Source organism: Burkholderia sp. LMG 13014 (genome assembly GCF_905232215.1).
GTDB lineage: Bacteria > Pseudomonadota > Gammaproteobacteria > Burkholderiales > Burkholderiaceae > Burkholderia.
On record NZ_CAJNKE010000398.1, the window covers coordinates 1 to 5,660 of the forward strand.

6 protein-coding genes are annotated in these 5,660 nt (G+C 67.9%); 1 reads left to right on the top strand and 5 read right to left on the bottom strand.

Features of this window, described 5'->3' with window-relative positions:
- The 3 genes from JYJ84_RS27020 to JYJ84_RS27030 form a co-directional block, all read right to left on the bottom strand.
- The coding region (locus JYJ84_RS27020; protein ID WP_205189673.1) for an NAD(P)-dependent oxidoreductase at positions 1–855 on the bottom strand (855 nt) is incomplete at its 3' end.
- Positions 852–2,078, bottom strand: coding sequence for an MFS transporter (locus JYJ84_RS27025; RefSeq protein ID WP_175219383.1), 1,227 nt, complete (start codon positions 2,076–2,078; stop codon positions 852–854). The genes JYJ84_RS27020 and JYJ84_RS27025, both read right to left, overlap by 4 nt.
- Positions 2,079–2,129: 51 nt before the next feature.
- On the bottom strand, positions 2,130–2,714 hold the full coding sequence (locus JYJ84_RS27030) for a TetR/AcrR family transcriptional regulator (protein ID WP_164462804.1): 585 nt from the start codon (positions 2,712–2,714) through the stop codon (positions 2,130–2,132).
- 245 nt (positions 2,715–2,959) lie between these two features.
- Between JYJ84_RS27030 and JYJ84_RS27035 the strand changes: the two genes are divergently transcribed.
- Positions 2,960–3,406: a hypothetical protein gene (locus JYJ84_RS27035; RefSeq protein ID WP_122948937.1), complete on the top strand. Its 447-nt coding sequence runs from the start codon at positions 2,960–2,962 to the stop codon at positions 3,404–3,406.
- Positions 3,407–3,443: 37 nt separating this feature from the next.
- On the opposite strand, the gene JYJ84_RS27040 is transcribed toward JYJ84_RS27035, so the two are convergent.
- Positions 3,444–4,865, bottom strand: a complete 1,422-nt coding sequence (locus tag JYJ84_RS27040) for a sensor histidine kinase (protein WP_122948938.1) — start codon at positions 4,863–4,865, stop codon at positions 3,444–3,446.
- Positions 4,852–5,517 carry a response regulator transcription factor gene (locus tag JYJ84_RS27045; protein WP_122948939.1) on the bottom strand — a complete coding sequence of 222 codons (666 nt, stop codon included), beginning with the start codon at positions 5,515–5,517 and terminating at the stop codon, positions 4,852–4,854. Before JYJ84_RS27045 ends, JYJ84_RS27040 begins: the two co-directional genes overlap by 14 nt.
- Between the last annotated feature and the right edge of the window lie 143 nt (positions 5,518–5,660).

Here is a 5,660-nt window from a genome sequence, read left to right on the forward strand (position 1 = left end):
GTCCTTGTCCCCGTGCCCCGCGTCGGCGGCGCGCCGGAATCGTGCGAGGCTCGCATTCGCGACGTCGGCGTGCATGCCGGCGTCATGCGCGGCTTGCGCGATCAGCGTGGCGTCCTTCACCGCGTTGGCGACCGTGAACGCCGCGCGGAAGTCGTCGTTCAGGATCAATGCGCCCTTTGCCTGAAAGTAGCCGTTGTCCATCGGGCCGCCCGACACGACATCGATCACGTCGCGCGGATCGGCGCCGAGCGCGCCGGCCAGTTTCAGGCTTTCCGCGATCGCGTGCGTGAGCGTGAACGCATAGTGGTTGAGCGCGAGCTTGAGCCGGCTGCTTGCGCCCGTCGAGCCGTCGTCGGCCACCCACAGCGTACGCCGGCCGATCGCGTCGAACAGCGGCGGCACCTGTGCGCGATCCGACTCGGGCCCCGCCGCGAGCACGACGAGTTGCGCATTTTCGGCCGGTAGTCGCGAGCCTTGCACGGGCGCGTCGTAGAACACGAGGTCGTGCGTCCGCGCGAATGCCGCGAGTCGTGCGATGCCGCGCACGCCTACCGTGCTGACCTGAACCCAGATCGTTCCGGCCGCCAGCTTCGGCGCAGCGGCTTCCATCGCCTGCAGCACGCCGTCCGCATCGTTGAGCACCGTGACGACGATGCGCGCGTCGCTGACGGTCTCGGCCGGCGTCGCGAACGCGGCGACACCGTCGGCGGCGAGTGCGTCGGCCTTGGCGCGCGTGCGGTTCCATGCACGAACCGTGAATCCTTGCCGGGCCAGATTGCGGGCGATCGGTGCGCCCATCACGCCGATACCGAGGACGGCGACGGTGGTGGCGTTGCGTGTAGCGGACGTGCTCATGACGTTTCTCCTGTCGAACGTGTGTATGAAGCGGAAGAGGACGGCGCGTGCGGACGCGTCGATGCGAGTGCGAGGACCAGGGCCAGCGCGGCGAGCGCGACGCCGACCCAGACCGTCGACACGAATCCGAGCCCGGCGTTGATCGCGACGCCGCCGAGCCACGGGCCGACGGTGTTCCCGACGTTGAACGCCGACGTGTTCGCCGTCGTCGCGAGCGTCGGTGCGTGCGGAGCTTCGGCGATCGCGCGGGCCTGCAGCGCGGGATTGATCGAGAACGCCGCGATGCCGAACGCGGCCAGGGCGACGATCGTGCCGGTGCGGCTGTGCGCGAGCGCGCCGAACGTGGCCATCGTGACGATCAGCGCGACGAGGCCCGCGACGAGGATCCCGGCCGGATAGCGATCGGTATAGCGGCCGCCCACGACGGTGCCGGCAAAGCAGCCGATGCCGAACAGTGCCTGCAACGCCGGCACGGCTGCGCGCTCGAAACCGCCGAACTCGGTGAAGATCGGCGAGAAATAGCTGTACGCGGCGAACAAGCCGGCCTGGCTGAGCGCCGAGATGCCGAGCGCGGCCCACAGCCGCGGCTGCCGGAACGATGCGAACTCACGCGCGATGCCGTGATACGGCGGCCGGCCCTGCATCGGGACGACGAGCGTGGTGGCGACGAGGCTCAGCACGGCGAGCGCCGTGACGACCCAGAAGCTCGCACGCCAGCCGTACTGCTCGCCGATCAGCGTGCCGAACGGCGCGCCGGCGATATTGGCGATCGTCAGCCCGCCGAACATCACCGCGAGCGCGCGGCCTTTCGCGTCGGGGCCGGCCAGGTCGATCGCGAGCAGCGAGCCGATGCCGAAGAACGCGCCCTGCGCGAGCGCCGCGACGACCCGCGAGGTCATCAGCAGCGCATAGTTCTGCGCGAGTGCGCCGAGCGCTTGCCCGGCGATGAATACGCCGAGCAGCACGAGCAGGGCGGTCTTGCGGCGCGTGCGCAGAAACGCGAGCGTCATCGCGGGGCCGCCGACCACCACGCCGGCCGCATAGCCGGAGATCAGCAGGGCGGCCGACGGAATCGACACGCCGAAATCGTGCGCGAGCAGGGGCAGCAGGCCTGACACCATCACTTCGGTAGTGCCGATGCAGAACACGGTGAGACCGAGCACGAAAACGGCAAGCGGCAGCCGCGCGCCGCGACGGGGAACGGAAGAGAGTGAAGCGTTCATCGGGGTCCTTGTTGTGGAATGATCATTCCATAATTGGGAAAAATTTTTTGGTCAGCCCAGCGCGTGCAGGGTCCGGTCGACGATTGCGACGAGCCGCTTGCGGTCCTTGCCAGACGACGTCCTGGCGAGCACCCGCAACCCTTGCATTGCATTGAACACGAACCACGCGAGATCCTCGGCGTGCGCGTTGGCATCGATTTCGCCGGCGGCTTGCCCGCGCTCGATCGTTTCCTGGATGCCCGCGAGCATGATCCGGAAGTTCTGTCGCACGAGTTCGGCGACATGCGCGTCGCGGCTCGCGCGCTCGATCGCTGTGTTCGTCGCGAGACAGCCGCGTTTTTCAGGCGCCTTCAGGTCGGCGTCGACGACGCTTGTCAGCAGCGCACGCAGGCGCTCGGTCGCAGGGCCGGGAGCGCGCAGCAGGTCGACGTTGTCGTGCGAGCGCTGGTTGTAGCGCAGCATCGCCTGCTCGAACAGGCCGTCCTTGTTCGTATAGGCCGCATACAGGCTGCCGCGGCCGAGCCCGGTCGCCTGCACGAGATCCTGCGCGGACGTCGCTTCGTAGCCGTGGCGCCAGAACGTGTCCATCACGGCGTCGAGCACCTGGTCTTCGTCGAATTCTCTTGGCCGCGCCATCGGGCTCTCCTGATTGTTGAACGACCATACCATAATTGACCGGCGTGCTGCCGTCAAGTCGAGTGGCGCGAATCGGGGCAAAGGGCGCGGTAGTCGAACCGGTGGGTCGAGTGCCGCGCAAGCCGCACGATGGCATTCCACACTGGCGTCCGCGCGTCGGCGACGCGCAGCAAAAAGCTGACGAATACCGCAAATCGGCGTAGCTTGACGATCTCCTGATCCTGAATGCCACGGAGCGCCGCGCCATGTTGACCTATTCCATTCAGAAAGTCGGCTACCAGTTCGATCAACTGGATTCTCAGGGTGCGACGGATTACCCGTCGTTCACGCAAGCGTTCGACGTGTTCCCGTGGGCGGCGCAGCATGCCGAATGGGACGACACGCAGGAAGGCCCGTTGCCGGCCCTCGTGCTGCAGCATGCCGACGATCAGCGGGAATTGTGGGTGACCGCGCTGAGCGATGCGCATGCGGACGGCTTCCAGCTGAATGCCGTCTCGATGCGGATGAAGAAGGGGCTTTTCGGAATCGGCAAGGGAAAGCTGGAGCAGCACGTCGATACGATCGACGTCGACACGCGCGCGGACGTCGATACGTTGTGCCGGCTGTTCTGCGACCGTCAGTACGACGAGCTGGACCGGTTGGTCGCGCGGCATGCGGAGCGAAACCGCTTCGACGACGACAGCGACGATTGAGCGCCTGCCGTGCATGAGCCGATGCGGGATCGTCGGCTCATGGCTGCGCCGCGCCGCCCCCCGCCGCGCGCGGAAACGTCAGCACCACCGCAAACCCGCCCGCATCGGGAAACGCGAACCCGATGCGCCCGCCGTGCGCCTTCATCACTTCCTGCACGATCGCGAGCCCGAGGCCTGACCCGGTGCGCCGCTCGCTGCCGTCCGGCGCAATCCGCACGAACGGCTGTAGTGCCGCTTCCCAGTGCTCGCGCGGAATCCCGCGGCCGTTGTCGGTGACGGTCAGCGTCACGGCATCGCCGGCGTTGCCCTTGGTCGCAACCGACACGACGATGTCGTCCGCATGACCGTGCAGCAGCGCGTTGTGCAGCACGTTCGACAGCGCTTCCTGCAGGCTGATCGCGTCGCCGTCGATCCACGCGAGCGGCGCGTCGCTCGCGAACGCGACGGCGACATCGCGCTCGCCCGCGAGCGGAATCGTGCGGCCGAGCACGTCCTTCGCGAGCGCGACGAGTTCGACGGGTTGCAACGGCACGGCTTCGGTGCGATGGATCACCATCGCGTGATTGAGCAACTGGCCGGTGAGCCGCCCGACATCCGAGCAGGTCGCACGTAGCGCGTCGAGCCGCGCCGCGTGACGCGCGGGATCGGCTTCGCCGTCGAGCAGCTCGATCTGCGCGTCGAGTCGCGCGAGCGGCGTGCGCATCTGGTGCGCGGCGTCGGCGATGAAGCGCTGCATCGCGTTGATCCGCTCGGCGAGGCGGCGCATCAGCCCGTTGATCGACCCGATGATCGCGTCGATCTCGCTCGGCGTGTCGACGGCCACCGGCCGCAGGTCGGCCGGGTCGCGCGCGGCGATGATCGTGCCGATCTGCGCGAGCGGGCGCAGACCGCGCCGGATCGCGAGGCCGCTCGCGCCGATCGCGAGCACGCTCATCAGCAGGATCAGCGTCCACACCTTGAAGCTCATGTCGTTCGTGAGCTGCTGGCGTGCGTTGGTGGTTTGCGCCACCGTCACGAGTGCCCAGCCCGGCGTGCTTTCCTCGGGCATGTAGCGTGCGATGGTCGCGGTGCGGATCCGGTGTCCCTGGTACATGCCGTTCGCGAACGCGGGGCCCTGTTTCGCGGCGGCGAGTGTCGCGGCGCTCGCGAGATCGTTGTAGCCGGCCACGACGATGCCGCGCGAATCGACCACCTTGTAGTAGACGAGGTCGTAGCGCGACAGCGTCGACAGCGCGGCCACCGGCGGATTCAGCGCGAGCACGCCGCCCTGCACGTAGAGGTTTTCCGCGACCTGGATCGATGCGCCCGCAAGCAACTGGTCGTACGCACGGTCGGCCGCGACGCCCGCGTAGTAGCGCGCGATCGCCGCGAGCGCGAGCGCACCGGTCGCGACGACGAGCGCGATGAAGAGCAGCGTGCGCCCGAACAGCGTCTTCGGGAACCAGTCAGTGCGCCGCAATCTGATACCCCATCCCGCGCGCGGTGCGAATCTCGACCGAGCTGCCCTGCAGCTTCTTGCGCACGCGCGTCACGTACTGCTCGACCGCGTTCGTAGTCGGCTCGTTGCCGAAGCTGAACAGCTGGTTCAGCAGCTCGTCCTTCGAGAAGATCCGCTGCGGCCGGCTCGCGAGGATTTCGAGCAGCGCGAACTCCTGGCGCGACAGCGACAGCGGCTGGCCGTCGAGTTCGGCGAGGCGGCTGCTGCGGTCGATCACGAGGCCGCCGAGCGTCAGCACGTCGTTCGCGTGGCCGCTGTTGCGGCGCAGGAGCGCCTGCACGCGCGCATCGAGTTCGCGGTAGTCGAACGGCTTCACGAGGTAGTCGTCGGCGCCGAGGCCGAGGCCGCTCACGCGGTCGTCGATCGCCGAGCGCGCGGTGACGAGCAGCACGGGCGTCGTGCTCCCCGACGCGCGCAGGTGGCGCAATACCGTGAAGCCGTCCATGCCGGGCAGGTTCGCGTCGAGCACGACGAGGTCGAAACGCTCGACGCGCAGCAGCCCGTTCGCGATCGCGCCGTCGGTTTCGAGATCGACCGCATGGCCGAGCCGCGCCAGGCGGCTGCGGATCGCCGCGCCGATTTCGGCATCGTCCTCCACGACGAGAATGCGCATGGTGCCGTTTCGCAGGTGGGTGGGTTAGGGGTTTTCCCGGGGCCGGGATGTCAGCATTTTCTCAGACTCGGTCGATAACCTGTGTCGAGCCGGACGTTGCAAGGACGGCCATTAATACCAGAACCACAGGAGACGGCAACATG

What these genes read in the sequence shown, in the direction of transcription:
- JYJ84_RS27025 (WP_175219383.1), bottom strand. Translation starts at nt 2,078, where the DNA reads ATGAACGCTTCACTCTCTTCCGTTCCCCGTCGCGGCGCGCGGCTGCCG.
- JYJ84_RS27030 (WP_164462804.1), bottom strand. Translation starts at nt 2,714, where the DNA reads ATGGCGCGGCCAAGAGAATTCGACGAAGACCAGGTGCTCGACGCCGTG.
- JYJ84_RS27035 (WP_122948937.1), top strand. Translation starts at nt 2,960, where the DNA reads ATGTTGACCTATTCCATTCAGAAAGTCGGCTACCAGTTCGATCAACTG.
- JYJ84_RS27045 (WP_122948939.1), bottom strand. Translation starts at nt 5,517, where the DNA reads ATGCGCATTCTCGTCGTGGAGGACGATGCCGAAATCGGCGCGGCGATC.